The 24310-nt window shown below is 42.2% G+C and carries 19 protein-coding genes; 14 read left to right on the forward strand and 5 right to left on the reverse strand.

The features are described from left to right. Window positions 1-9: 9 nt before the first annotated feature. Both NST94_RS09460 and NST94_RS09465 read right to left on the reverse strand, forming a co-directional pair. Window positions 10-1464 carry a GDSL-type esterase/lipase family protein gene (locus tag NST94_RS09460; protein WP_339281901.1) on the reverse strand — a complete coding sequence of 485 codons (1455 nt, stop codon included), beginning with the start codon at window positions 1462-1464 and terminating at the stop codon, window positions 10-12. A 110-nt stretch (window positions 1465-1574) separates the two neighbouring features. After that, on the reverse strand, window positions 1575-3920 hold the full coding sequence (locus NST94_RS09465) for a helix-turn-helix domain-containing protein (protein ID WP_076278595.1): 2346 nt from the start codon (window positions 3918-3920) through the stop codon (window positions 1575-1577). Between the two features lie 180 nt (window positions 3921-4100). Here NST94_RS09465 and NST94_RS09470 point away from each other — a divergent pair, with 180 nt between their 5' ends. The 8 genes from NST94_RS09470 (at window position 4101) to NST94_RS09505 (ending at window position 14166) form a co-directional block, all read left to right on the forward strand. After that, entirely contained in the window at window positions 4101-5618 is a 1518-nt protein-coding gene (locus NST94_RS09470; protein WP_081383134.1) for an extracellular solute-binding protein, read from the forward strand. Between the two features lie 189 nt (window positions 5619-5807). Next, window positions 5808-7364: an extracellular solute-binding protein gene (locus tag NST94_RS09475; RefSeq protein ID WP_076301278.1), complete on the forward strand. Its 1557-nt coding sequence runs from the start codon at window positions 5808-5810 to the stop codon at window positions 7362-7364. A 133-nt stretch (window positions 7365-7497) separates the two neighbouring features. Next, entirely contained in the window at window positions 7498-8472 is a 975-nt protein-coding gene (locus tag NST94_RS09480; protein WP_036679252.1) for a sugar ABC transporter permease, read from the forward strand. A gap of 21 nt (window positions 8473-8493) precedes the next feature. Then, entirely contained in the window at window positions 8494-9369 is an 876-nt protein-coding gene (locus NST94_RS09485; protein WP_036679255.1) for a carbohydrate ABC transporter permease, read from the forward strand. A 40-nt stretch (window positions 9370-9409) separates the two neighbouring features. Further along, on the forward strand, window positions 9410-10513 hold the full coding sequence (locus tag NST94_RS09490; RefSeq protein WP_076301277.1) for a glycoside hydrolase family 88 protein: 1104 nt from the start codon (window positions 9410-9412) through the stop codon (window positions 10511-10513). A gap of 151 nt (window positions 10514-10664) precedes the next feature. Further along, window positions 10665-11786: a glycoside hydrolase family 88 protein gene (locus NST94_RS09495; protein ID WP_339281902.1), complete on the forward strand. Its 1122-nt coding sequence runs from the start codon at window positions 10665-10667 to the stop codon at window positions 11784-11786. A 22-nt stretch (window positions 11787-11808) separates the two neighbouring features. After that, entirely contained in the window at window positions 11809-13170 is a 1362-nt protein-coding gene (locus NST94_RS09500; RefSeq protein WP_339281903.1) for a glycoside hydrolase family 28 protein, read from the forward strand. Between the two features lie 39 nt (window positions 13171-13209). After that, window positions 13210-14166, forward strand: coding sequence for a pectinesterase family protein (locus NST94_RS09505; RefSeq protein WP_339281904.1), 957 nt, complete (start codon window positions 13210-13212; stop codon window positions 14164-14166). Between the two features lie 88 nt (window positions 14167-14254). Here NST94_RS09505 and NST94_RS09510 read toward each other — a convergent pair whose 3' ends face one another. Together NST94_RS09510 and NST94_RS09515 are read right to left on the reverse strand one after the other, a co-directional pair. Next, window positions 14255-15253 (reverse strand): NADP-dependent oxidoreductase, encoded by a 999-nt coding sequence (locus NST94_RS09510; protein ID WP_076191243.1) that lies wholly within the window; start codon window positions 15251-15253, stop codon window positions 14255-14257. Window positions 15254-15271: 18 nt separating this feature from the next. Then, complete coding sequence (locus NST94_RS09515) at window positions 15272-15736, reverse strand: MerR family transcriptional regulator (protein WP_076124989.1); 465 nt, start codon at window positions 15734-15736, stop codon at window positions 15272-15274. Between the two features lie 176 nt (window positions 15737-15912). Here NST94_RS09515 and NST94_RS09520 point away from each other — a divergent pair, with 176 nt between their 5' ends. The 5 genes from NST94_RS09520 (at window position 15913) to NST94_RS09540 (ending at window position 23164) form a co-directional block, all read left to right on the forward strand. Further along, window positions 15913-16764 carry an SDR family NAD(P)-dependent oxidoreductase gene (locus NST94_RS09520; protein WP_339281905.1) on the forward strand — a complete coding sequence of 284 codons (852 nt, stop codon included), beginning with the start codon at window positions 15913-15915 and terminating at the stop codon, window positions 16762-16764. Window positions 16765-16863: 99 nt separating this feature from the next. Continuing rightward, the gene (locus NST94_RS09525; protein WP_339282138.1) at window positions 16864-18843 is read left to right on the forward strand and encodes an ATP-dependent DNA helicase; all 1980 of its coding nucleotides are present in this window, start codon (window positions 16864-16866) and stop codon (window positions 18841-18843) included. Window positions 18844-19062: 219 nt separating this feature from the next. Further along, on the forward strand, window positions 19063-20106 hold the full coding sequence (locus tag NST94_RS09530; RefSeq protein WP_339281906.1) for a YeiH family protein: 1044 nt from the start codon (window positions 19063-19065) through the stop codon (window positions 20104-20106). Between the two features lie 110 nt (window positions 20107-20216). Then, a complete protein-coding gene (locus NST94_RS09535) occupies window positions 20217-21026 on the forward strand; it encodes a MerR family transcriptional regulator (protein WP_076124994.1) in 810 nt (269 codons plus the stop codon). A gap of 200 nt (window positions 21027-21226) precedes the next feature. Then, window positions 21227-23164, forward strand: coding sequence for an FAD-dependent oxidoreductase (locus NST94_RS09540; RefSeq protein ID WP_076304407.1), 1938 nt, complete (start codon window positions 21227-21229; stop codon window positions 23162-23164). A 77-nt stretch (window positions 23165-23241) separates the two neighbouring features. Here the strand turns inward: NST94_RS09540 and NST94_RS09545 are convergent, their stop codons facing one another. After that, entirely contained in the window at window positions 23242-23658 is a 417-nt protein-coding gene (locus tag NST94_RS09545; protein WP_076184313.1) for a helix-turn-helix domain-containing protein, read from the reverse strand. 135 nt (window positions 23659-23793) lie between these two features. Between NST94_RS09545 and NST94_RS09550 the strand changes: the two genes are divergently transcribed. Further along, window positions 23794-24255 (forward strand): DUF2798 domain-containing protein, encoded by a 462-nt coding sequence (locus tag NST94_RS09550; RefSeq protein ID WP_076124997.1) that lies wholly within the window; start codon window positions 23794-23796, stop codon window positions 24253-24255. The last annotated feature ends 55 nt before the right edge of the window (window positions 24256-24310 follow it).

Consider the following 24310-nt stretch of genomic DNA (forward strand, 5'->3'; position numbering starts at 1 on the left):
GATCACTCCTTATAAAAGTTGTTGTAAGTTTGATAGAGATGAGGCTGGATTTTGTTTAAGAGCTTGAACCACAAGTTTAGCAATTTGCCGGGCACCTTCATCTGAGAAATGAGTATCATCCTTAACCCCATTTGGGTAATTGGGATGTGTTTTCGCTGGCAAATGCATGAATAACTTCTTGGATTCCTCTTCGCCTAATGAACGATAGAGCGCTTGCGAGGCTGCAAAAATATCAAGTAGCGGAGTGTGCGTTTCTTCAGCCACTTGTCTCATTACCTCGGGATAAGCACCTACAGCAAACGGGTCCAGCTCTCCATCGGCGTTAAAGCGGCGGCGACTTACAGAGGTTAACAGAACCGGAGTCCCCCCTAGCTGCCTAGCAGCATCTATATATTGAATTAGATTATGGCGATATTCGGTTTCAGGATCGGTGTAACGTAATGGATCCTCTTTTTTCTCATCGTTATGTCCAAATTGAATAAACAGGTAGTCGCCGGGTTGGAAGTCTTTTCTTATAGCATCGAGGCGGCCGTCTGTTATGAACGATTTGGTGCTTCGACCATTAATTGCACGATTCTGGATTTGAATAGAAGTCCGAAAATAACTTTGCAGGTACTCTCCCCAACCGGTCATAGGTTTTTCTCCAGCGCCTTTAATGGCCGCAGTGGAATCGCCTGCAATAAATAGTTGTTGTCTCATAAGGTCTTCTTCTCCTTTAACGTATTGGCGTTCCCTTAACCAATTCTCAGCAAGGGAAAGCCATTGCTGGCAATGAGGGTGTTCTTTAGCAAGCCCTAAACCATGCCGCCCTTCTTCAAAGATATGTAATTCAAAAGGAATTCCCTGATTAGACAGGGCAGAGGCGAACAACAGACTATTCTCCACGGGAACGCTGGCATCGTTCGCTGTTGTCCAGATAAAGGTTGGAGGTGTGAGTGAATCCACCTGGGCTTCTGAGGAAAAGGAGTCAAGCTCCGTTTGTGATGGGTCGTCTCCAAGAAAATGTAGCCGGCTTCCCTTGTGCGAATGGGGCTCTTGGAAAGTGATTACAGGGTAACCTAACAGAAGAAGGTTTGGTTTCTCTGCTCTAGTGGTAGAAGAGATGGAAGCTAAGTGTCCTCCTGCCGAGAATCCAATCATCCCTACTTTGTCTGAGATCACATTCCAAGCTTTGGGTGCTTCCCTAATCCATTTGAGAGCTTCCTCAACATCATTTAACAAAGAAGAGACGTTGAAATCTCCGACCTGATAATCTAGTACACCTGCATGAATACCTAGACTGTTTAGCCATTGAGCCACAGGTTCTCCTTCATGTTTGGCTAAGTGCTGATAACCTCCACCAGGTAATACCAATATAAAAGGACGGGGGTGATCCGTCTCGAGCGGATAGAGGGTGAGTAGTGAGGTTTCCTGAGAAATCGCATCTTGTTCTACACGGTTAGTATTTAGACGAAAGTTCAACATTGCGTTCAAATTCCTCCCTAAATGGTTATATGCACACGTTAACATATTTTCCGAAAAAAAGAGAGACTCTTTTTTTTTAGATTCGGCCTTGAACGATTTTTTTGTGATTTTTACATAGATTCGTCAAATGTTGGTTTGGATTTAGTGCCTGTATTGTTATCCCGGTACTGTCCAGGGGTCATCCCTTCCTGTTTACGGAAAGATCGAATGAAATTCTGAGAATTGTTGTATCTTAATTTGGCTGCGATATCTTTGATCGGCATATCGGTTTCCTGCAGCCATTTTTTCGCCATTTTAAATCGGTACATCGTTAAATATTCGCTGAAATAGTATTGGGTCTCCTTACGGAAGACACTGCTGATATAGTTGGCGTTGTAATGCAGTCGAGAAGCGCATTCTTCCAAGGTTAGATCCGTATCATATTCATGTTGGATCAGATCAATGATTTTCTCAGAGATGTTTTGGTATTGGGCATTTTGCCTGCTGATAAAAATTTTGATCATCGGGTAAATGACCATGCTCCAGAACCAATCCTCAATCTCAGCCACGGTATGAAGGTCATGTAATTCCTCAAAAATAGAGCCATTAGCATGATAGATCTGATTTAAGCTAATGCCCGATTCCTGCATCATAATGAGCAAGTTATTGAGTAAGCGGGTCAACGGGATTTGATATTCCTGTGGTGAAAGCTCAAGGGCAAAGATAGATTTAAAAAGCAAATGAATCAGTTCCTTGGCTTTATCCGTTTCAGCCAGCTTGATCGCATCCATTAGATCGTTTTCTTTATGCGTAGGGTAGTTCAAGTTCAGATAATGTTTGCCGGAGTTAATGTTCTCATATTGAATAATAACGCCTTTGCCAAGCTTAATGCGATGCTTCAGTGCTTCAAGACCTTCTCTGTAGGCGATGGCTAGTTTATCGAAGGCGTTGAAGGGCAGGCTCAGCCCAATACTCACCTGCACCTTTAGATAATTATTTATTTCTTGCTGCAGCTTCTCCGTTAACGAATACAGTGTCTTATGAAAAGACTGGGTATCGCAGTCTGGACTGCCCAATAATACGACTACCGCATGGTCCATGATCACTGGAGCCAGCCGTTGTTCAGGACAGATTAACTCTTCGATCATATTGTGGGCAGCGAACAATAAGAGGCTGAGATCTTTTTTCTCATAGCTGGAATCCTCGGCATAATCAATAGACAACGTAATTACTGCCATGGTTTTCCATTCTTCAAGCTGGGTTTGGTAACCGAATTGCCCTAATTCTTCGAGTAAATCACGTTTCTTAACATTGCCGTGGAAGGCATTGATCAGAAAAAACGTACGAACCTGCTGAAAGTGTTGCCGGACTTCTTTTTCCAGCTGTGATTTGGATTGGAACAAAGAATGAACTTGTTCTCCTATAATCTGAAATTCATTGCGATGTCTCGATTTAATATCCGGTTTGCGTTGGCCCATCTGATTAAGCAGTCTTTCGATAGGGGTGTACATACGCCTGGAGCCGATCCAGGCCAGAAGAATGGAGAACAAGAGCATAAAGGTACACACGATTATCGTAAACATACCAATTTTATTGGACTCCTTCGTCAAGCTTTCCATGGAAGTAACCGATAGATAAACCCAGCCATTTAACTGAGAACGCATGAAAGTGACGGAGTAATTCTTTTTGTTGATCACAGTCTTGAACTGTCCGGATTGTTTAGAAGGATCAGAGATTAAAGGGACTTCTTTAAATCCGCCTTGCTCTTTAGGTTTTCCGATTAAGCTGGTATCCGGATGGAGCAGGAAGCGGCCAGCTTGATCCAGAACGATAATGTCATCGAGTGGCTGCACATCTGAATTAATGAAATCCTGAAGACTGCAGACCGGAATATTAGCTAGGGCAAGCCCATATTTTTGCAGCTTATTGGTGGGAAGCTTTTTGATAAGACTGATGCTGTAATTGCAGCCAGTGACGTTAATGCTCTCCTCGCTATAAAATAAGGACGATGGATTCAAAATCCATGAAGTATCGTCAGCTATATTCATTAGATTAGAGAGTTGCGCGTGGTTTTTGTATTCATTCAGACGGTAGACGCCTGAATTTTTGATCATCCAGTTCTGCTGCTGATTGAGCAGGATGACATCCTCAAGTTTCGTATCGAAGGATTGCATATTGCGGATTTCGTTTCTTAAATCATTATATAAAATGAAATCGGTTTCATTTAAAGGGTTATTTAGTGCTTTTTTTAATACACTAGAGTTGATTACTTGGTTTAATGTTTGATTGACAGTTGTTAACTTATGTTCTACATTTGAGGTGATTTGTAATATAAGTTCCATTTTACTGTTGTTTACGTTCTTTTGGATCTCATTAGATGATGTGAAATAGGAAAAAGAACCGATGAATATCACCGGCAACGTGCTAATTACAAAGGCAAAAATCGTTAATTTACTTAAAAAGCTTAATGGTCTCACGGGACTCAGCACCTTTACTTATGTAGAAGTAGACACTTGTTCTTAGTGTATGAAACCTGGTGGAAAATAACAATAATCATCTCGTTCTGCAATAATCATTAACCCTAATTATGACTACAAAATGGAAAATCTTCAAGCTGTAGGGTGAAAATCCTTACAATACCTTAGGAGGCTGTAGAAATGTTTAGACAATTTTTGTGTAGAAGGGCAACGTTATGTTGCTGCTTATTTTTCATGCTTGTTTTCCCTATGTTAAGCGCTTGCAGTGATGGAAAGTCAGCTGGTTCTGTACTGCAAGAAGCTCGCCCGAGCATTTCCATCTTGGCACCTCTTCATTTTCCACAGCAGCCTTCAAAAAAGATTATAGCTGAGATTGAAAGATTAACAGGGGTGGAGCTTGATATCACGTGGGTGCCTGAGGGTGTTTATACCGATAAAATGAACACGGCGTTGACCACTAATTCCTTGGGAAAAGTCACCTTTGTGAAGTTCTCAGACTATAATCTGGTGAAAAACGCCATCCGTTCTGAAGCATTTTGGGAGATCGGCCCATATCTTCAGGAGTTCCCCAATCTTAAAGCACTGGACCCCGCTATTCTTAAGCAGACAGCTGTTGATGGTAAGATCTACGGCCTGTATACAGAACGCCCTTCCTCCAGACAGGGTGTCATAATACGTAAGGATTGGCTGGACAATCTTCATTTAAGCAATCCACAGACCTTAGATGACCTATATGAAGTAATGAGGCAATTTACATATAACGATCCGGATCAGAATGGCAAACAAGATACCCTTGGATTAGTCGATCGTAATGATCTTGTTTATGGTGTATTTAAGACACTAAGCTCTTATTTTGGCACACCAAATAATTGGAAGCTAGAGAATCATCAATTTGTTCCGGAATTCGTAACAGCGGAGTATATGAACACAATGAATTTTATGAAGAAATTATATGATGAAAAAATCATAAATCAGGACTTTGCTCTTACCAGTAAAGAGGTTCAACGCGATAAATTCATTAACGGTATCGCTGGTGTGTTTATTGGCAGCATGACTGATGTGCAGCGGTTGTCAATTGAAGCTCAAGCATACAATCCAAAGGCTGAACTTACGCTGATCAATCGTATCGAGGGGCCTGATGGATATAAAGTGTGGTCTATCCCCAATTACAACGGACTGTATCTCTTTTCCAAAAAGTCCATTGCCACAGAGGAGGAGCTTCGGCAGGTGCTTGGATTTTTTGATCGGACCATGGATAAAGATGTATCCAATATAATGATGTATGGCTTTGAGGGGCGGCATTATAAGCTTGAAGGCGGAAAAATTATCCTTCCCGAGGAAACCTCACAACTGCGGGTACAGGAAGTGAATCCGCTATATGCTTTAATGATTGCGGACATTAGTAATAAAAACATTATGGAAGTGGCTCAGAAGGAGCAATTAACCTCTCTAGCAGATCAGCTGAGTAAAGATAATGAATCTTTTCTGGTTGATGACCCGACAGTTTCTCTTAGCTCATCTACTTTTGATGAGAAGAATATGGAGTTATCTACAATCATTGTGGATGCTACATATAACTATATATTAGGTAACATTACCGTCGAGGGATTCCAGCAAGAGGTTGAGAAATGGAGAGCTCGTGGAGGCAATCTTATTATTAAGGAATATGCTGAGGCTGAGTTTGAGACAGAAAAGTAAATAGGTTAAAAAGGTTTTGATCCACTGCGGATAATGCGGTGGATTTTTTTTGTGCTGCGATATCCCGATAATCATTTGCTCAGATCCCTTTCAGAACGCGCCGTTATGGGGAAATGATTGTTTTCGTAACCTTGCCGACGATGTAACGTGGAACTCGTAACCAATACAAATTATGGAGGTCAAAATGGTATGAAGAAGAAATCCTTCACCATGTTGTTAACAGCACTGTTAACATTCAGCACATTGTTAGCTGGATGCGGTGGTAACAACAATAACAAAGAAGAAGCAGCAGCCCCAACTACAAGTGCACAGAACACTACGAAGGTGGAAGAGACTGAAGCACCTAAAGAGGAACCTACAGAAATCAAAATCATGCTTCCATTGAATACATCAGAGACTCCGCCTGATACGATTAAGAATGAACTTGAGAAATTGACCAACACGAAGCTGACTTATCAATTTTTTCCGGCTGATACTTATGAAGAAAAACTGAATTCATCTTTTGCAACGGGTTCATTGCCGCAAGTAACATATTTGAAGAATCAGACAACCTTCATTCAGATGAAAGAAGCGATAAAAGACGGACAATTCTGGGAAATCGGTCCACTATTAAGCGAATTTCCGAATTTGAGCAAATTGAAACCAGAAATTCTTAATAACACGAAAGTAGATGGCAAGCTTTATACCCTATATATCGGGCGTCCACTTGCACGCCAAGGGATCATTTACCGCAAAGACTGGGCAGATAAATTAGGACTTGCTGCACCAGCTAATGTAGATGAATTATTTGAAATGGCTAAAGCCTTCACAGAACAAGATCCAGACGGTAATGGAAAGAAAGATACTACCGGTATTATTGACCGTAATGAGTTGACCTATGGAGCTTTCAAAACTGTTTCGTCTTGGTTCGGAACACCGAATACCTGGGGTGAGAAGGATGGCAAATTAGCGCCTGAATTTACCTTCGATGAATATTTCGACACAATGGATTTTTTCAAAAAAGCTCGTGATGGCGGATACATTAATCAAGATTTCGCTGCCACCAGTAAAACGGATGCTGTAAATATGTTTAAGGCTGGAAAGGGTGGACTCTATATTGGGGGCTCCATGCAAGATATTGATGCCATCAATAAAGATACTATTAAGAATAACCCTGACGCTGTTTTGGATGCGCATAGTATGGTTGCAAGTCCAGATGGAAAATATGCTCAATGGATGATTCCAGGCTATAACAATGTTGTCTTGTTCCCGAAATCTGCTGTCAAGGATGAGGCAGAGCTGAAGAAGATTCTTGCTTTCTTTGATCAAATGATGACCCCAGAAGTAGCTAATTTGATGTATTGGGGAATTGAAGGTACTCACTATACCGTTGAAGACGGTAAAGCGAAAGCTGCAGACGACAAAGAATTGATTGAACGTGAAGTAAAGGGATATAAGGACAGCGTTATCGGCGAAGCTGAAACCAATGGAATGTACGAGAACTATAACACGCTGCCAGGAAGAATTCATGCAGATCAATTGGTTCTTGAGAATGTCAAAGTTGGTGTAGCGGATCCAACAGCTGCTATGGATTCGGCTACCTATACAGAAAAAGGCGTAGAGCTTCAACAGATTATTACAGATGCAACCTATAAATATATTTATGGTCAGATTGACAAGGCTGGATTTGAGAAGGAAGTAGAGAACTGGAAGAGCCGTGGTGGAGATAAGATTATTGAAGAATACAACGCGTTATACAAAAAATAGTAACCCGTACTCGAATAGTTAAGCGACAAATTGTAGCTGAAAAGGTTGTTGATCTTGTTTCAACAACCTTTTCTATTCCTCACTGGGTTCAGAAATATCGTGTTTGAATAAAGAAGGAGAAAGGAAGAATATCATGCAGGAAGTCACCGCACAGCCCAGCTCAGCTCCTCAAATGAATCCTAAGCCTGAAATTTATAAAAGCAGCAGCGAACTGAAAAAGCGGCTGTGGAGAAATAAATGGCTCTACGTCATGCTAACTCCGGGAGTACTGTATTTTTTGATTTTTAAATATCTTCCAATGTACGGATTAATTATCTCATTTCAGGATTACAAACCCTATCAAGGGATCAACGGTAGTGACTGGGTAGGGATGAAGCATTTCAGCAGGTTGTTCACAGAGCCGGATTTCTTAAATATATTAGTGAACACACTTATTCTTTTCGGATTAAATATTCTTATCTATTTCCCGATGCCGATTATTCTTGCCCTGATGTTAAATGAACTTCAAGGCAGCTTTTTCAAAAGAACCTTTCAGACGATCTTCTATTTGCCCCATTTTCTGTCATTGGTTATCATCGTCTCCATTTCTTATGTAATGGTCACGATGGATGGAGGGATTATCAACGAGCTGCTTGTCTATTTTGGTTTTGAACCAATCAATTTCCTGCTTAATCCAGGGTGGTTCAGGCCCATGTATATTATTCAGGTGATTTGGAGAGAAGCAGGTTGGGGAACGATTATTTATCTAGCTTCCATAGCTGCGATTGACCCAGGGCTTTATGAAGCATCGCGTATGGACGGAGCTGGAAGACTTAGACAAGTCTGGCATATCACTCTTCCAGCGATTAGAGGCGTAATTATTACATTATTTATTCTGAAAATTGGTTCCGTTCTTGATCTTGGATTTGAACATGTATATCTGCTACTTAACTCCATGAATCGAGAAGTTGCGGAAATTATCGATACGTATGTATATACTGCTGGTTTGAGACAGGGGCAGTTTAGTTACAGTACAGCTATTGGATTCTTTAAATCGATTGTAGGCTTTGTAATGGTGATGATGGTGAATAAATTATCCAAGAAAATGGGAGAAGAAGGCGTTTATTGATATTTTGTGGGAGGAATCGAAATGGTAGAAGATAAAACAATCAGTGGTAGAATCTTTTCTGCTATAAACTTTACGCTGCTTGCGATCATTGCTTTAATTACTGTGCTTCCCCTTGTTCACGTTGTAGCAGGCTCTTTCACAACGAGTGCAGAACTAGCTTCTAGCAAATTTGTACTGATTCCAAAGGTATGGAGTCTGGAAGCGTACAAGTTCATCTTTTCGACGAATACAATATTTAAAGCCATGGGTGTTTCCATTGGTGTCACGGCAATTGGTTCTATTTTTAGTTTGTTTATAACTTCTTTGATGGCCTACGCTCTTACCAGAAAAGATCTGGATGGTCGTAAAGTGGTTAACTTCATGGTTGTGTTCACCATGCTTTTTCATGGTGGGATGATTCCAACGTTCCTCGTGGTGAAGGAATTAGGACTAATTGACACGTACGCATCACTGATTCTACCGTCAGCGATTAGTGCCTTTAATATGATCATTTTGAGAAACTTTTTCCAAAATATACCTGAAGGTTTGGAGGAATCGGCCAAAATTGATGGTTGTAACGATTTTGGAATATTATTTCGGATTGTATTGCCACTATCCTTACCTGCATTAGCGACGATCGGATTGTTCTATGCGGTAACGTATTGGAATACCTACATGAATGCGATTCTGTATTTGAATGATAGTGCGAAATGGCCAATACAGGTTCTGCTCAGACAAATTGTCGTCCTTGCCAGCGGTATGGATCACAGCGCTACACTGGATGCTGCTGTTCCACCGCCAGATCAATCAATTAAAATGGCTGTTATTGTTGTAGCTACCTTACCAATAGTTTGTGTGTATCCGTTCCTGCAAAAGCATTTTGCCAAAGGTGCCATGTTGGGTTCTATGAAGGGCTAGCAAGAAAGAGAGAGACTATACTTAGGGGAGGAGCTTCGAGATGACTGTACAGATACCTACAACGCCGATAGAGTGGGCAAAAAAAGCTTGCGATTCACTAATAGATACTTACAGGGCGGGAGAGCTTCCCCCTGCGCATCGATGGCACTATCATCAGGGTGTATTTCTGTGTGGCATGGAGCTTTTGTGGAATGCTTATCAAGAAGACCGTTATATCAACTATATTCAGGAATATGTAGATGATTTGGTGGATGAATACGGGAACTTTTATTTTGCACGTGATGAGCTGGATGCGGTTCAAGCAGGACAGCTACTATTCACTCTTTATGAACGGACAGGCAAACTTAAGTATCGTATTGCAGCAGAGAAGCTAAGAAATTTACTGCTCACACTAAATAAAACCTCTGAGGGCGGGTATTGGCACAAGGATAAGTACGCCAACCAAATGTGGTTGGATGGACTTTATATGGCAGGCGTATTCTCCTTGAAATATGCTAATGTCTACGATGAACCAAGCTTGCGTGAAACGGTCCTTCATCAGGAAATGTTAATGCGCAAGCATATGAAGGATGAGACAACGGGTTTGTTATACCATGCCTGGGATGAGAGCCGGCGGATGCCTTGGTCGAATCCGGAGACGGGTTGTTCACCGGAGTTCTGGAGCCGATCATTAGGATGGTATGGTCTCGCCTTATCGCAATTTCTGGATCTGTTACCTTCCCATGATTCAGCCCGGACAGAGCTTTCTACTACGCTGAGAGATTTTGTGGATGCACTTATTCGTTACCAAGATCAAAAAAGTGGACTTTGGTATCAAGTCGTAGATAAGGGACATGAGCCAGATAATTGGCTGGAGACTTCAGGGTCATGTTTGTTCGTCTATACGATTGCCAAAGCCGTGAAGCATGGCGTTGTAAGTGATGTGACTATCGCTACAGCTGCCGCTAAAAAAGGATATGAAGGGTTAACCAAAGTAATCCAGTGGGATGAGCATAACCGATTAGTTCTGCCGGACATTTGTATCGGTACCTCAGCTGGAGATTACGAGAGTTACGTGACTCGGCCTAAGGTTAAAAATGATCTGCATGGTGTGGGCGCATTGGTGATGGCTTGTGTTGAAATACAGTCAATGCTCCAAGACTGAATCGCTCCGTATCCTTACTAAACAATGACTTGATTCTCTGAGATTTCAGAGAATCAAGTCGTATTATTTTATGTACAAAGTAATCCTTAAATCGGGTGAACCTATTTTTAGTTTTTGAGCTCTTAAATTTATAAATATTTTGGGGGTTGGGATGAAGAAATCACAGTGGGCAATTCAAACGGCAGACTCTATTATGGCGCGGACACCGAAGCTTTATGAAGATAAAGGCTACAAAGGAAGCTGGACCTACGATTATGGCGTGGTATTGAACGGTTTTGAATGGCTTTGGAAGCAGACCGGTGATTCGAAGTATCTGCAGTTCATTCAAGATAATATGGACTACTTTATTCAGGAAGATGGCAGTGTCAAGGGCTACCACCTAGAGGAGTATAATATCGATCATATTAACAACGGAAAATTATTATTGACTCTATATAAAGAAACGAAGCAGGAAAAATACAAAAAAGCGGCTGCTTTACTTAGAAAGCAACTTGAGACCCATCCGCGAACCTCGGAAGGTGCTTTTTGGCATAAAAATATATATCCCTATCAGATTTGGTTAGATGGACTTTATATGGGCGCTCCTTTTTATTTAGCCTACTTGCTAGCTTTTGAAGAAGGGCAGGGACTTGAGGATGTAACCAAACAATTTATCTTGTGTGAGAAGCATACGAAAGATCCGGTAACAGGTCTGCTATATCATGCATGGGATGAACAGCGTATTCAACCTTGGTGCGACCCTGAAACAGGACTTTCGCCTAACTTTTGGGCCCGTTCACTTGGCTGGTATCTCATGGCTTTAGTTGATGTTCTGGAATTGCTGCCTAGTGAGCACTCAGATTATCCAGAGCTGGTACGAATACTAAATGATACCTTAACTGCGGTGAAGAAATATCAGGATAAGGAATCCGGGGTCTGGTATCAAGTGATTAATCTAGGGGAACGCAAAGGAAATTATCTTGAGGCCTCTGCTTCAAGCATGATCGTGTATGCCATGGCTAAAGGTATCCGATTAGGCGTGTTAAACGCTGGATGGTACGAAACATTAGATCTGGCTCAACAAGGACTTATCTCGGAGTTTGTACTAGAAACCAAAGAAGAATGGGTCAATTTAAATAAGAATTGCCAAGTAGCCGGATTAGGTGGAGTGGACCAACGTGACGGTACTTTCGCTTATTACATTAGCGAGCCTATTGTCACTAACGACCAAAAAGGTGTGGGTGCTTTCCTACAGGCTTGTGTGGAATATGAACAATTAAAAGGCTGGATCTGATATAGAACAGGGGGGCTTATGAATGTTGATCTACAATATTGAGGATTTTGGAGCGCTTAAGAATAGTAAAAAGTTAGCGACTGAAGCGATAACGCGTGCGATTGAAGCGGCAAATAAAGCCGGTGGAGGAACCGTTTATGTACCGGCTGGTACGTTCTTAACCGGTGCAATTCATATGAAAAGCAATATCGAATTGAATTTAAATCCTGGTGCCATTCTTTCATTCAGTACGAACCCGGAGGATTACCCTGCAGTGGAATGCAGATGGGAAGGAGTGAAGCAGCAGGTTCATTCACCTTGTATTTATGGAAGAGAGTTAGTTAATGTATCGATCACTGGCAGCGGAATGATTAACGGAAATGGTGAACTCTGGTGGGATAAGTTTCGGAACCGCCGGGAAGAGCTGCAGTATCCCCGGCCGACTCTAATCGGCTTGGACAGATGTCAGCGGGTAACCCTTAAAGATATCGCGCTGGTCAATTCTCCAAGCTGGACCGTTAATCCGATAGGCTGTTACAATGTGACTATTGATAATATTTCCATTCTGAACCCGGCCGACTCTCCGAATACAGATGGCATTAATCCAGAGTCTTGCACCAATGTGCGAATTAGCAATTGCAATATTGATGTCGGTGATGACTGCATTGCGATCAAGGCAGGAACTGAGGACACCAAAGAACGAGTTCCTTGTGAGAATATTACGATCACCAACTGCACTATGGTACATGGACACGGGGGTGTCGTACTCGGTAGTGAAATGAGTGGAGATATTCGTAATGTCACGATTAGTAATTGTGTGTTTAAACAAACCGATCGTGGAATCCGGATGAAATCAAGACGGGGACGCGGGGGAACGATTGAAGATATTCGGATCAGCAATATTGTAATGGAGGACGTTATTTGTCCGTTTACTCTAAATCTATATTATTTCTGTGGACCACGCGGGAAAGAAAAATATGTGTGGGATAAAAATCCTTATCCGATTACAGAGGAAACGCCGTGTTTTAGACGCATTCATTTTGCCAATATTACCGCACGTAATGTTCATGCCGCAGCGGGTTTCTTATACGGGCTTGCGGAGCAGTATGTATCCGAGATTACGTTTACCAATGTGGACATCTCCATGGCGACGAATGCAATTCCCGGCCATCCAGACATGATGACAGGGATCGAAAACATGAATAATCGGGGGTTTTTCCTCGGGAATGCAAGAGATGTTCAATTTCATCAGGTGACGATTGAGAACCATGAAGGGCCTGCTTTTTACATTGAAAATGGAGAAGCTGTAGAGATCATAGATTGTCGATCAAAAAACACGAAGAAGCCGGAAAAATTAGTAGAACAAGCTACAGTGTCACCTGAAGCACAGAATGTCTGTCCATAAGAGAAAGTCATCAATTTATTGAAAGGAAAAGAATCCACTATGCTTGTTGTAGGAAAAGAATCCTTTTGCGCTTATCACACGATTCAAGAGGCGATAGATTCACTAGAGCAGGGGCCATCCGGTCAAGCAAATACGCTTTATATTTTGTCAGGGGTCTATAAAGAGGCAGTGCGGATTTATCGTTCTAATCTTACGATCATAGGGATTGGCTACGTGGAGATTGTTATGAATCGTTACGCGAAAGAGCGTGATGAAGCGGGCGAAGAAATCAATACATTCTCTACACCAACGTTATTTCTGGGCGGGAGCCATCTGGTCTTGGAAAATCTGGTGATTACCAATAATGCAGGGCAGGGTGAAAATATCGGGCAGGCCGTAGCTGTGTATGCTAATTGTGATCAAACCGTATTCAGAAATTGTACTTTAAAAGGGTATCAGGACACGTTGTTCACGGGACCTTTGCCACCTGCACCCAAAGAGCGATCTACGTTTGGAGGTATACCACTGAGAGAACACCATGCCCAATATCGGCAGTTGTATCAGCATTGCTATATAGAGGGAACAGTGGACTTTATATTTGGTGGGGCTACAGCATATTTTGACAGATGTGAAATTCGCAGCTTGCGTCATAGTGAGAATCAAGCAGGTTATATTACGGCTGCCTCCACACCTGAGGGACAATCGTATGGTTATATTTTTAAAAATTGCTTTTTAACAGCTGCTCCTGATATTGCTCCGGTGTTTCTGGGCCGTCCTTGGCGTGAGTATGCTAAAACCGTATTTGTAGATTGCCAGTTGGGTGCACATATACATCCACTTGGCTGGGATAACTGGAACAACACCGCTAATGAACAAACCGTTAGTTATAAGGAATATGGCGTGAAGGATGCAATTCCCCTGAGTAAGCAACGTGTGTCTTGGGCAGATTGCTTTGAAGATGGGGACGAGACACTGGATAAAGAGTTTGTTTTTGCTGGCACGGATTTTTGGAAATAGATACTTTAATTAATGCGTACACAAATAAAAAACGGTAGTCTAGACAGAAGCCTAAAGTCTTAGACTGCCGTTTTATTTATATGTTGTATCACTTTATTTTTAATATGATCTTTCCTTTAGCTCTGCCCGATTCGGAATACTCCATCGCTTTCTGCGCTTCTACAAAAGGAAACACTTGATCAATAACAGGTTTTATTTGTCCGGATTCAATAAGCTCTGAAATGATTTCTAATTGACTGCCACTTGGTTTCATGAACAGAAAGCTGTATTTAACCTTGTACTTTGCCTCTAATTTGCTCAGCTTCCGGGTAATCAAGCGAAAAATATTAGTTTTTATGAACCCAGCTCCATACTCTTTTCCGAAGCGTGCATTAGGCAACCCTGAAACCGATACAATTTGTCCTCCCTGTTTGACTGTTTTAAAAGCTTTTTCTAATGTTTCACCGCCAATGGTATCGAATACTCCATCATAATTTTGTGAAATCTTATCAAATGCTTCGGTTTTATAATTGATAATTTGATCGGCTCCAAGTGACTTGACCAATTCTGCTCCAGCATCGCTTGTAGTAGTAGCCACGTATATCCCCATCGCTTTGGCAAGTTGGATAGCAAAGGTGCCAACACCGCCCGCTCCCGCTTGAATCAATACCTTTTGTCCTGCCGTTAGCTGTAATATATCATGTAAAGCTTGATAAGAAGTAAGCCCGACTAATGGGATGGATGCAGCTTCCTCAAAGGAAAGATTGTGAGGTTTGAGAGCTATATCCTCTTCATGTACGGAGATATATTCTGCGAAGGTTCCGATTCTATCTTTTCTGGGCCGTCCGTAAATCTCATCACCTATCTTGAATTTTTTAACATTCTTTCCTACTTGGATGACAATCCCTGAAAAATCATTTCCTAAAACTAGGGGCATGTTGTATTTCAACAGCGTACGTACTTTGCCATCCCGCACTTTGAAATCGATAGGATTAATACTTGCTGCGTGGATCTCTGCCAATACATCGTAATCACCCACTGCGGGTGTTGGGATATCGGCTAGTTGAAGAGGGGAATTCCCGTATTTTTTTATGATCATTGCTTTCATCCTAAAAACTCCAATTCATTAATTATTCATTTTTGCTGATCCAGAAAAATAACTCATCTCAACAGGGGAGATGTTTTTTGATTTCGATTTGTCCTCGCTTTTATCTGAGCAGTCTCGGCGATATTTCCCTTGTTCCAGCTTCATATCAATAAAATCGACAACCTGCTGCAGCGAGGAGATTTGGCTGACGATGTTTTCTCGATGGTTTCTTAAATGCTCCACCAGTTCAGGATAATCCGCGGGATCAGCGTCGGCGGAGACCGCCAAAAATGGCTGCATTTCCTGCAAGGGCATGCCTGTTTTTTTGAGGCAGGATAGCAGCAGGATTGTATCTATGTCTTCCTGCCGGTAAACGCGGTGCCCGTTGTCCTTCCGGTCCGCCCGGGGAAGCAGCGCGATCTTTTCGTAATAGCGGATTGTATCCTCGGATATTCCGGTTTGCACGGCGGTTTCTTTTATCGTAAACGTTTGCTCTGCCTTCATACTGTACCTCCTGGAGATTGCTTTGTGTGTGCATTATACAACTTGGAGCTGACTCCAAGTCAAGACCTTATCTCTGGGACAAAATCTTTTTATTACGCCTTGACTTGGAGTCGACTCCAATTAATAAAATGTGCGTTATAAGAAGAAGATATCCCGAATTCAGGAGGAGATTTACAATGAGCACACAGCAACGTGAAAATATCGCATTGATTACAGGCGCTAACGCCGGGATTGGATTGGAATTAACTCGAAAATTGCTAGCGGAGGATTGGCAGGTGGTTGCTTTGAACCGTTCCGGTTTTCCAGCCGATGATGAGAACATCCAAAAAGCCATCAAAAACGGCTGGCTTCGTATTTATAAAACAACCGATCTCGCGGATTTTCCCAGCTTGAGAGGGACACTGGAAGAGATCAAAGGCAAGGAGCAGCGGATCGATATTTTGTTCAACAATGCCGGCGGGAGCTTCCCTGAACTGAGCTATTCGACACAGGGGCGCGAAAAGCACTATGAGTTGATGACCGTTGTGCCGTATATTATTTTAATGGAATTGAAGGATATCCTACAAAAAGGACGCTTAAAAACGGTGATCAACACCTCATCCTCCGCGCTTAAGTTTACGAAAGAGTTTACGATTGAAATCCTGGAGCGTCCCACCACCTTCCGCAAGCTGCTTGGTCCTTACGCCACCTCAAAGCTGGCATTATCGTTATGGACACAGGCCGCTGCGCCGCAGCTTGCTAACGAGGGCATCATGATTCGCAGTGTTGATCCGGGTAGCAATAACACGCTGCGAAAAGGAAAAAATTCTGGACTGCCTCTAATAGTTAAACCGTTGATGAAGCTGTTTTTCTCTCCGCCTACCCACGGCGCCGACCAATTGTATGAGGGTGCTCTGGGAGAACACCGTGGGGAGACGGGGGTATTTCTTCGGAAAGGCCAGGTTGCGGATTTGAAATTTAAGGATCAAGCCAGGAATGTTTTGGAAAGGATTAATGATATTTACGAAAAAGAGTATCTTCGTTATTAATCAGATCTTTAGTTGTCTCTAATTATTTTTTGTAATTCCTCCAAACGTATGAGATAATAGAGTTTTTCCGTTGATTCTATTTTTCATGGCATGGTAGAGATGCCTGATCAAATATTGGAGGTAGGCTTGTTGGCGAAACAGTATCCTTTTGAATATGATCGGACCAAACCTTTTATGGAGCAAGTAGGGGAATGGGTCGGAGATGTATTCTATGAAATTCTTCCTGAGGCTGGATTTGAAGTACGTGATGAACAGATATATATGGCCTTTCAGGTAGAGCGGGCTTTTGCCGAGAAAAAGACGATTTTTGCTGAAGCAGGGGTCGGAACAGGCAAGACATTAGTGTATTTGTTGTATAGCATTTGTTATGCGCGTTATATGGGCAAACCTGCGATTATTGCATGTGCGGACGAGTCCTTGATTGAGCAGCTTGTGAAACCGGAAGGCGATATCGCCAAGCTTGCGAAGCATCTGAACATGAATATTGATGCCAGACTAGCGAAATCTCCGGATAAATATATGTGTCTGAAAAAGCTGGATCAGGCTCGGAACCATGATGATGAAAGCTTACCACTGGAGAGCTTGTACAGTACATTACCTGATTTTGTACATTCACATGCACCGATGCAGCAATTCCATGCTTATGGAGACCGCAGAGATTACCCTGATCTGAATGACGAACAATGGAACAAGATTAACTGGGATACGTTTCAGGACTGCTTTACTTGCGATATGCGTCACCGCTGCGGGCAGACCTTGTCCCGTGATCATTACCGGAAATCAAGTGATCTGATCATTTGTTCCCACGATTATTACATGGAGCATATTTGGACCTATGAAGCGCGTAAGCGGGAAGGGCAAATCCCTTTGCTTCCGGATCACTGTGCGGTTGTATTCGATGAAGGACATTTATTAGAATCAGCGGCCATGAAGGCGCTTGGCTATAAGATGAAGCATGTCGTCTTTGAAGAATTGATTTCTCGCCTGCTACAGAATGAAATCCGTGAAACGCTGGCGGTTCTGATTGATGAAGCGATCATGCAAAGTGAGCAAATGTTCAAAGCGATTCGCCGTCAATGCCGAAACATACCGGGATCAGATCGGAAAAGCATTGCGCTGAATGCTTCATTGATTCGTGAGGTACACCGGATGCGGAGTGTAATTGCTGCTATCGAAGAAGAATTAGTATTCGAGAGCGGACTCTACACGATTGATGAATACCAACTGCGAATTGTGGAGGAACGTTTGGAGACCATAGAGATCGCTTTGCGATTGTTTGAGGATTCGGGAGCTCTAATCTGCTGGGCGACAGAAGAAAGTGATGGTCTAACGCTGTCGGTCATGCCACGAAATGTCAAAGAGGTACTTCAAGACAGCCTGTTCACGCAAAAAATGCCAATCGTATTCTCATCGGCTACATTGTCTGTGGATAAATCATTCCAATACTTGAAGGACAGTCTTGGGATACAAGATTTTTTATCCTTCTCTGTAGACTCACCTTATGACTATGAGCACCAGATGAATGTCTATGTGCCAGAGCTTCAGAGTGGGGATTTTGCTGAGAAAATGGAAATTTCCCTGAAGCTTATTCAGCGGACTGAAGGTAGAGCGCTGCTACTGTTCCGTACTCGTGAAGAGCTTCTGCAGTTCAAGCAGCTTAACTCGTTACGACCGGAAAGCAGTTCATATTCATTTTTATATGAAGGGGATCAAGAAATCAGCTATTTAATTTCGGCGTTCCAACGGGATGAGCATAGCGTGTTATGTGCGGTCACCTTATGGGAGGGGCTAGACATTCCTGGACCTTCATTATCTAATGTGATCATATGGTCGCTGCCGTATCCTCCGCTTGATCCAGTGTTTATGGCAAAACGGGTGGAAACCTCCACTCCCTTTGAAGATGTGGATTTGCCTTACATGCTGTTAAGACTCAAACAAGGGATGGGGCGGCTGATTCGAACCGGTACAGATCAAGGAATTGTAACTGTACTTGCGGAAGAGGAAGGGCAACATCCGGTACACGAATATATAACTTCTGTACTTCCAAAAGGGACTCGACTACAGAAGCTGGAAGCTTAAATATCACTAACGATTATAATTGCTCCTTTGGTGAGGCAGATGCTACGGCATTTATGTTTCACTCGAAGGAGCTTTTTTTGTCTAAAATTAAGCATAAGTATTCCTAATCTTACGGATAGGATATTGGTATTTAACTTCCGAGCGGTGTCGTATTATTGTTGAGTCATGGGATGTATTTATACAGCATCATCTAGAGATTCATCAAGGAGTGTATACGACATGGGTCAATCAGAAGGTTTGTATCAACCAGATCACAACAAAAAGGTTGGGTTTGCATTTGGGATAGGGCTAACCTTAGTTATCGCATTATTGGCGAAATTTTTAGCGGGTTTTCCATTCCTATCTATTATGGGGCAATTGGTCATTGCCATCTTAATCGGGATTATTTGGCGAGCTACGATAGGAGTGCCAAATAGCATCACACATGGCACCGATTTTTCCAGTAAAAAACTGCTTCGTCTTGGGATTATCTTGCTCGGTATGCGGCTTAATCTAAAGGATATCGTTGCTGCAGGACCCCGGGTATTTCTTTTGGCAGTCATCGTCATTATATTTGCGATCTCCGTTGTATACGGGCTGGCACGACTGTTCAAAGTAGATAAGCGCCTCAGTATCTTAACTGCCTGCGGAACTGCGATTTGCGGTGCGGCAGCGGTGGTTGCCATCGCTCCACAGATAAAAGCCAAAGATGACGAAACTGCCATTGGTGCAGCTATAGTAGCTATATTAGGCACAATATTTACACTGCTGTACACATTTTTATATCCTTTTCTCGGCTTATCAGATTTAGGTTATGGGGTATTCTCAGGAGCGACTTTACATGAAATTGCTCACGTTATCGCGGCTGCGGATGCTGGTGGAAATGCTGCCGTTGATATGGCGGTCATCGTTAAATTAACCCGGGTGGCTTTACTTGTGCCGGTGGCTATTTTAATTGGGATTTGGTCCAATCGTGAAGAAAGAAAAGTGCAAGGTGGAGCGGCAAAAGCTTCGTGGAAAAGCATTCCAATCCCTTGGTTTATTCTAGGATTTCTAGTTGTCAGTGATGTGAATTCGTTAGGAATCGTCTCCGCATCAGTAGCCAATGGGATCGTTACGATTGCTTATATGTTAATCGCTATGGCGATGGCAGGGCTTGGATTAAACGTTGATTTGGCGGCATTTAGACGGCTTGGAATGAAGTCTTTTGCAGCGGGACTTATAGGTTCGGTCATGTTATCTTTAGTTGGATTTATGTTAGTTCACTTACTTGCGCTAGCGTAGTTAGCATGTACACCCTGAGTATGAAATGAGTTACTTCATATCCAAACAGCATCCTTCTCTTTATCATTTAGTGTGGTAGGATATGCATGAAATGAATGGAGGGACTTCAAGTGAAGTATTGCATAGGTGAATTTGCTTCCATTCTCGGGGTAACTGCGGATACGCTGAGATTATACGAGAAACATGATATTGTTAGGCCTACAAAAGATAACAGCAATAATTATAGATATTTTAATGATTTAGATGCAAGGGATCTGTTAATGAGCAGATGGTATCGCAGTATGGAAATTCCATTGCCCGAAGTGGCACTTCTGATGAAGGATTCCTCTATTGAGCAAGTTATGGGATTGATGCAGCAGTCTCAGCAGAGTTTAGAAGAAGAGATTAAGCAAAAGACGATGCTGCTAAACAAGATGAATGAAATTCATAAAGAGCTTAAGGAAATAGAGTCCTCATTATATATATGTAAACTTAAACAACTGCCAGGCATGTACAGGCTTAAGCAAACGGATAAAAATGCATTATTAAAAAATGATATCGTAAAAAGCCTCGTCAACACTTGGATGGATAGGCTTCCTTATGCGTTTTATTCTTTTAAGATTGAGGACGCGGGGGTGTTATCCGGTGATAATAACTTTGACTATAGCTGGGGGCTTACCTTACCCGAGGAGGAAGTGCAGAAATTTGCAATGGATATCGATGAATATGTAGAGTACATTAGCCCGAGTACCTGTATTTCTGCTATCATGTTATCTACGGATGGACATTATATCACGAAGAAATCTTTGCAGTTTATGATAGATTACATCGAAGCAAATGGTTATACCATAGCGGGTGATGTGGTGGGTAAATTAATGCTTACTGAAAAAATAGAAGGCAATAACCGCTCATATTTGGAAGTGAATATTCCAATTGTATAAGTTTATTTTTATAAACACCTGCTCTAAGAGCGGGTGTTTTTTCTTTTTGGACAAGAATTGGACATTGACCTTGGTGCTGCACCAATGTTTATACTTCGGTATATAGCTTGGCAACGTTCGGTAGATATGTATAGATATGAATGTGAAAAATATCACGTTCTTGGCGAGCTATAAGATATTAGATACTGGGGGAGAAGAGAATGCGCAACAGAAATTTCACCAAGAAAATGCTCATGTTAACTTTTTGTATGGTGCTGATCGTTTCCATGCTGAGCGGATGCAAAGGAAATGGGGAGTCGGCAAATTCGTCATCATCATCTTTTAAAGCCGGTACATTCGCAGGGGAAGCGGAAGGCAAAGAGGGCGTGATTAAAGTAGAAGTCACTATGGATGAGCCAGATAAAATTAAAGATATTAAGATCGTAAGCCAGTCAGAAACGGGTGGTCTAGGCGATAATGCACTTGAAAAAATAAAAGATCAAATTCTGGAAGGACAAACCTTGGCAGTAGATGCTGTTAGTGGTGCGAGTCTTTCCAGTGAAGCAATGCTCGCGGCAGTTGAAGATGCCGTAACCAAAGGTGGAGGAAATCTGGAAGTCCTTAAAGCCGGTGGCGTGCAAAAAGCAGGTGAAGGTAAAACGGAAAAGCTTGAATCAGACGTAGTGGTAGTAGGCGCCGGTGCATCTGGTGTGTCCGCAGCGGTAACCGCTGCTGATAAAGGTGCCAAGGTTATTATTATCGAAAAGACAGGAGTTATCGGGGGAGCAAGTAATCTATCCTGGGCCGGTAAGTTCTATAATTCTTCCGCAGCTACTGACAATAATCTTAAAGTAAATGTGGAAAAAGAAATTGCCGATTGGATTGTCAACAATCACTGGAGAGTTGACGCTGCAGCGATTAGACAATACGTAACGAAATCCGGCGAAACTTATGATTGGTTAGCAGAAAAAGGGTATAAAACCAGCTTCCTAAACTTCTTCGGAGAGCAGCTGCATGTACTGCCAGCTTATGAAACCCGAGAAGAGACCCTTCGGAAAATGTTGGCTGAATCGGTTGAACAAAAAGGTGGACAAGTGATCACCGAAACCACTGCCAAAAAGCTGATTACCAATGAAGCAGGAGAAGTTACAGGTATTGTGGCTGAGAAATCGGACGGGACTACTCTTGAAATCACAGCCAAAAGTGTCGTAATGGCAACAGGCGGTTATGCCGCAAATTCGGAAATGGTTAAAGAAGCTTTTGGTTTTGAAGGGGTTAACGGAGGACTAGGTCAGAATGTTGGGGAAGGTCTGAAGATGGCTTGGGAAGCAGGAGCCAAGGTTCCTGATAACTTCGGTGGACAAATGCTGCACCAAACATTAGCCAGAGCAACACAAGGACTAAAAACACAATATGAGCCTTTTGAAGCAAGTTATCCGCTGATGTTGACGTATCTGCCTAACTTCATGAATGTCGGTTCTTCCGGAGCACGTTTCAGAGATGAAGCAGCTACATTAACATCGGTCGCAGCAGCTAATACGAGTGCATTTAATGGTGCTTATCATATGGTTATCGTATCAAAATCTCAATTGGCTGCTCTTCAGTCCAAGGGGATGAAAGGTGTTAACGCACCAAGCCTGCCAGGAATGCCACCAGAATTTTATGCCGAATTTGCAGATCAATTCACGTTAGAGAATCCATGGGTAAATGCAGAAAAGGTGTTTGATTCTATGGTAGAAAACGGAGATGGCTTCAAAGGAAATACAATCGAAGAATTAGCAACAAATGCAGGTATGGATGTAGATGTGTTTGTAGAAAATTACAATAGTTATAAAGAAGCTACAAAAACTGGTGTGGATACTGAATTTGGTAAAGCTGCTGATTATTTAGAGCCAATGGGCGAAGAAGGACCGTATTATGCCATCGTCGCTGAAATCAACAACTTGGGTTCTGTGGGTGGCTTGCTGGTAAACACTAAGTTCCAAGTGCTAAATGATAAACGTACACCAGTAAAAGGATTGTTTGCTGTAGGGCTTGAATCGGAAGGCGTATTATTCAATGATACCTATGTGGGCAATGGGGTCGGAATTGGTTATTCCTTTACCTCAGGTCGTCTAGGTGGAGAGAGCGCGGCAAACAGTGCTTTGAAAGCTAATTAACGACAATTTCCCGGAAAATAATTCAATCTTTTTAAAGCCGCAGAGTAGACAGCTCTGCGGCTTTTTTTTGCTGGAGATTAGAGCCAATCTTCTTTTAGCAAAGATTTAAGAAGCTCTACATTTGTTACTCCCAGCTTGGCAGCGATCTGCTGCTCTAATTCAATTTTGGTGATCATCATTCTGTTATTGCATTCTATACCCTTTGGAGTGAGGACAATATTTTTGTCACGCTGATTTCCTTCGACTTCAACGGCTTGGACATAACCACGGGATAACATGCCTTGAATGCTTTTATGCGTGCCCTGTCTTGAAATATGAATTATTCTACTGATTTCTGAGATCGATAACATTTCTCGGGCCTCAAGAACTGCAAGAATGTGGGATTCGGTCTTATTGATTTGATCCGGGTCTTTGTCTGTCACTATTTTACGTAAAGCTAGATGCTTCTCACTGAGTAAATCAATCAGGTTCATTTTTTGCAGCTGCTTATTCATTAGAACACTCCTAAATGATGGCTCGTTTATCCCAGTATAAGTCATTTGCGATTATTGTCAACTTGGTTGACTTGATTTGAGAATTTGTGTTATTGTAATCCAAGTTGACAATATAGAGATAAAAGGAGCTTGAAGATGGGAAGAAACAAAAAAGAAGCATTTTTATTTACGTTCATCATGTGTTTTTTGATGGTACTGGGGATGAGTATTTACAATGTAGCACTAATGGAGGGTTGGTCAGGCACGTTAGTTAAGGATGTGATTGTCGGCTACTTGCCTGCATTTATAGTTGCACTCATTCTAGATGTATTTGTTGTAGGCAAGGTTGCGAAGGGGATCGCGCATAAGCTGGTTAAAGAGAATGAGCCGATGATCAAAAAAATCATGTTCATATCCTTTTTTATGGTGACCGGAATGGTATTGTTCATGTCCTTCTATGGCGCAGTTCTCCATGTTGGATTTTCTGCTGAGCTACCAAGAGCTTATCTGTCTGCCATAGGTAAAAATTTTATTTTTGCACTTCCACTGCAAATCATTTTAGTTGGGCCGCTTACACGATTTATTTTTGTGAAAATTACTCCAGCTGTGTCTGCGTAGGGAATAAATCAATAGAAGCAATGTACAACAAAACGCTCTCCGTCTGCCCGAATAA

Origin of the sequence: Paenibacillus sp. FSL H8-0282 (genome assembly GCF_037963825.1) — a bacterium.
Taxonomy (GTDB): domain Bacteria; phylum Bacillota; class Bacilli; order Paenibacillales; family Paenibacillaceae; genus Paenibacillus_AQ; species Paenibacillus_AQ odorifer.

Bases quoted from the DNA above. Each gene is read 5' to 3' on its own strand.
- NST94_RS09485 (WP_036679255.1), top strand. From the start codon at position 8,494: ATGGTAGAAGATAAAACAATCAGTGGTAGAATCTTTTCTGCTATAAAC.
- NST94_RS09490 (WP_076301277.1), top strand. From the start codon at position 9,410: ATGACTGTACAGATACCTACAACGCCGATAGAGTGGGCAAAAAAAGCT.
- NST94_RS09500 (WP_339281903.1), top strand. From the start codon at position 11,809: ATGTTGATCTACAATATTGAGGATTTTGGAGCGCTTAAGAATAGTAAA.
- NST94_RS09470 (WP_081383134.1), top strand. From the start codon at position 4,101: ATGTTTAGACAATTTTTGTGTAGAAGGGCAACGTTATGTTGCTGCTTA.
- NST94_RS09475 (WP_076301278.1), top strand. From the start codon at position 5,808: ATGAAGAAGAAATCCTTCACCATGTTGTTAACAGCACTGTTAACATTC.
- NST94_RS09495 (WP_339281902.1), top strand. From the start codon at position 10,665: ATGAAGAAATCACAGTGGGCAATTCAAACGGCAGACTCTATTATGGCG.
- NST94_RS09505 (WP_339281904.1), top strand. From the start codon at position 13,210: ATGCTTGTTGTAGGAAAAGAATCCTTTTGCGCTTATCACACGATTCAA.
- NST94_RS09530 (WP_339281906.1), top strand. From the start codon at position 19,063: ATGGGTCAATCAGAAGGTTTGTATCAACCAGATCACAACAAAAAGGTT.
- NST94_RS09545 (WP_076184313.1), bottom strand. From the start codon at position 23,658: ATGAATAAGCAGCTGCAAAAAATGAACCTGATTGATTTACTCAGTGAG.
- NST94_RS09510 (WP_076191243.1), bottom strand. From the start codon at position 15,253: ATGAAAGCAATGATCATAAAAAAATACGGGAATTCCCCTCTTCAACTA.
- NST94_RS09540 (WP_076304407.1), top strand. From the start codon at position 21,227: ATGCGCAACAGAAATTTCACCAAGAAAATGCTCATGTTAACTTTTTGT.
- NST94_RS09460 (WP_339281901.1), bottom strand. From the start codon at position 1,464: ATGTTGAACTTTCGTCTAAATACTAACCGTGTAGAACAAGATGCGATT.
- NST94_RS09515 (WP_076124989.1), bottom strand. From the start codon at position 15,736: ATGAAGGCAGAGCAAACGTTTACGATAAAAGAAACCGCCGTGCAAACC.
- NST94_RS09525 (WP_339282138.1), top strand. From the start codon at position 16,864: ATGCCTGATCAAATATTGGAGGTAGGCTTGTTGGCGAAACAGTATCCT.
- NST94_RS09480 (WP_036679252.1), top strand. From the start codon at position 7,498: ATGCAGGAAGTCACCGCACAGCCCAGCTCAGCTCCTCAAATGAATCCT.
- NST94_RS09550 (WP_076124997.1), top strand. From the start codon at position 23,794: ATGGGAAGAAACAAAAAAGAAGCATTTTTATTTACGTTCATCATGTGT.
- NST94_RS09520 (WP_339281905.1), top strand. From the start codon at position 15,913: ATGAGCACACAGCAACGTGAAAATATCGCATTGATTACAGGCGCTAAC.